Here is a 3,421-nt window from a genome sequence, read left to right as displayed (position 1 = left end):
AGATCCAGAAATATTAAAGTTCACTAATTTAATGAATCCGTATTTGGATATAAATTTAAAAAAAGAAAAATATGTAGAGTTAAAAGATGACAATGAAAAGTTTAAATATGTATTATTGTTAGTATGCAAAAAACTGGGTAGAGTAATACCACAAGTATTTGATGGAATTACTGATTATATTGATATTTTAATACCAGACAATTTATTAAATGATACAGGATTTATTACAAAAGTAATAAATGAAGTACCTGAAAAAAATTATAATCAAGTAGAGATTATAGGGTGGTTATATCAGTATTATAATCAAACTGAAAAAGATAGAGTTATTTCTGCAAAGAAATCATATAAGAAAAATGAAATTCCTTATGCTACTCAGTTATTTACTCCAGACTGGATTGTAAAATATATGGTTGAGAATTCATTAGGAAGGTATTGGGTAGAACACAATGGAGATGGGGCTTTATATCCATCAGACAATTTATATCCAAGTAATAACTTATATCCTTCATCTTCTATAACAAGTAATTGGCAATATTTTATTAAAGATAATATAGAAAATAAAAAAGATAAGTTAAATCCAATAGAAATAACATTTATTGACCCTTGTTGTGGAAGCGGTCATATACTTGTATATGCTTTTGAAGTATTTTATCAAATGTATTTAAAATCAGGATTTAATAAAAAAGATATTCCTGAACTAATATTAAAAAATAATCTATTTGGATTAGATATAGATGATAGAGCAGGACAATTATCTATATTGTCTGTTATATTAAAGGCAAGAGAATATGATAAAGAAATATTTAACAAAGATATAGTACAAAATTTAAATATAATTAGTATCCAAGAATCAAAAAAAATTAGTGATTTCATAATTGATGAGATTCCATTAAACGCAAAACAAAAGGTAATTAAATTATTAAATTGTTATATTAATGCAAAAGAATATGGCTCTTTATTAAAAATAGAAAAAGATGATTATACGGATTTGTTAAATTATATAAATTCTGAAATAAATTTGGTTACAAATATATTGAAAAGTGAAATCGAACCGTTAATAAAGCAGGCAAATATTATGAGTGATAAATATGATATTGTAGTAACAAATCCACCTTATATGGGAGAAAAATATTTTTCGCCATCTTTAAAAAAATATATTAGGACTAATTATTCTATTGCAAAAGCAGATATGTTTACAAGTTTTATATTAGTTTGTCAATGGTTATCAAAAAAGGAATCTTATATAGGTATGATTACACCTTATGCTTGGATGTTTTTGGATTCGTACAAGGATTTAAGACAATATTTAATATATAATTTACCAATCAGCAGTTTAATACAGTTAGAGTTTAATGCATTTGAAGTGGCAGCGTTACCTGTATGTACATATGTCTTAAAAAATACTACTGATAATTTAGAAGGATATTATATAAAATTATCCAATTTCCCTGGACCTGAAAATCAACCTATAAAAACTATAGAAGCGCTTACTAAAACAAATGTAGATTATAAATATAAATTTAAAATGAGAGATTTTGAAAAAATAAATGATAGACCATTTGCATATTGGATAAGTGATGGTTATAAAAAAGTGTTTGATAAAGCAATTTTATTAAAAGAATATGCTATTCCTAGACAAGGAATGGCAACAACTGATAACAAAAGATTTATGAGGAACTGGTTTGAAGTTGATATTAATAATATAAAATTTTATTCTAAAAATAGTGAAGAAGCCAAAAATAGTGGAAAAAGATGGTTCCCGTATAATAAAGGTGGAAAATATAGAAAATGGTATGGGAACAATGATTTTATTGTTGATTATTATAATGATGGTGAAGAACTTATAAATCTAGTAAGAGAAAAATACCCTAATATATCAGACCCAGAATTTGTTATTAAAAATAGAAAATCGTATTTTAAATCTGGTATAACTTGGACGTTTATATCTATTGATGTAGGAGTTAGATATTTTCCTAATGGATTTATTTTTGATGTAGCAGGTTCTTCATTATTTCCAAAAGAAGATAAATTGTACTATATATTAGGATTCATGTGTTCAAAATTAATGAAACAATTTTTACAAATGTTAAATCCTACAATGAATGTTCAAGCAGGAAATATTGCTAATCTTCCTATTATATTTAAAGAAGAAGAAAATGAGTATATTACAAAATTAGTCAAGGAGTGCATAAAAATATCAAAAGAAGATTGGGATTCTTTTGAGTTAAGTTGGGATTTTAAAATACATCCATTAGTTAATAAAAAAGTTAGTACGATAAAAGAAGCATTTAATATTTGGAAAAGTGAATGTGATAATCGCTTTAAAAAAATAAAATATAATGAAATTCAATTAAATAATAAATTTGTTGAAATATATGGATTACAAAATGACATAACAAATGAAATATTAGATAAAGATATAACTATTAAAAAGTCTAATAAAGAAAGAGAAGTGAAATCTTTAATTAGTTATGCAGTTGGTTGTATGTTTGGAAGATACTCACTTGATAAAGAAGGGTTAATATATGCAGGTGGAGATTTTGATGAAATATACAAAAAACACAAGAAAACTGATGGTGGTTGGGCAGGTGTTAGTTTATCAAATTATAAAGTATTAAATGATAATGGACAAGAAATAGATTTATCATTTGAAGTTGATAACGATAATGTTATTCCTATAACTGATGAAGCGTATTTTAGTGATGATATAGTTGAAAGATTTAAAACATTTATAAGCGTTGTTTATGGAGAAAAAACGTTAAATGAAAATTTAGACTTTATTGCTGAAACATTAGGTAAAAAAGGAACAGAAACAAGTGAAGATACTATTAGAAGATACTTTGTAAATGATTTCTTTAATGACCACGTAAAAACATATCAAAAACGACCAATATACTGGTTATTTGATAGTGGTAAAAAGAATGGATTTAAAGCACTTGTTTATATGCATAGATATAATGAAAACTTAATACCAAAAGTAAGACTTGACTACTTACACAGAATGCAGACAACTTATGAAAAATTATTAACAGATGTAAATGATAAACTTACATCAGAATTATCTATGACAGATAAAAAAGAAGCACAAAAAAGACAAGCAGACTTAAATGCTAAATTACAAGAAATAAAAGAATATGATGAAAAAATAGCACATATTGCAAATCAAAGAATAAGTATTGATTTAGATGATGGAGTAAAAGTAAATTACGATAAGTTTAAAGATATACTTGCTAAAATAAAATAGGAGGATAGAATATGTTTGACGAAGTATTAGAATTATTAAAAGATACTTTAAAAGGTGCTTTTTCTAGAGATACTGAAAGAAAAAGAACAAGAAAAATAATATTTTGGTATGATTCTAAACAAGAATATGAGGATTTCATAAATGAACTTGAATTAGAAGATACAGAAATTATTAAGT

The 3,421-nt window shown here is 24.8% G+C and carries 1 protein-coding gene; it reads left to right on the top strand.

Annotated features, from left to right (window positions below; translation table 11 throughout):
* Positions 1-3,244 (top strand): BREX-1 system adenine-specific DNA-methyltransferase PglX (gene pglX, locus FGQ49_RS10125; RefSeq protein ID WP_207669807.1); only part of this gene is annotated, 3,244 nt, incomplete at its 5' end.
* Positions 3,245-3,421: the final 177 nt, after the last annotated feature.

Origin of the sequence: Anaerofustis stercorihominis, from assembly GCF_005844425.1 — a bacterium.
In the GTDB taxonomy this organism is placed as follows: Bacteria; Bacillota; Clostridia; order Eubacteriales; family Anaerofustaceae; genus Anaerofustis; species Anaerofustis butyriciformans.
This window is presented reverse-complemented; position numbering and strand designations above follow the sequence as displayed.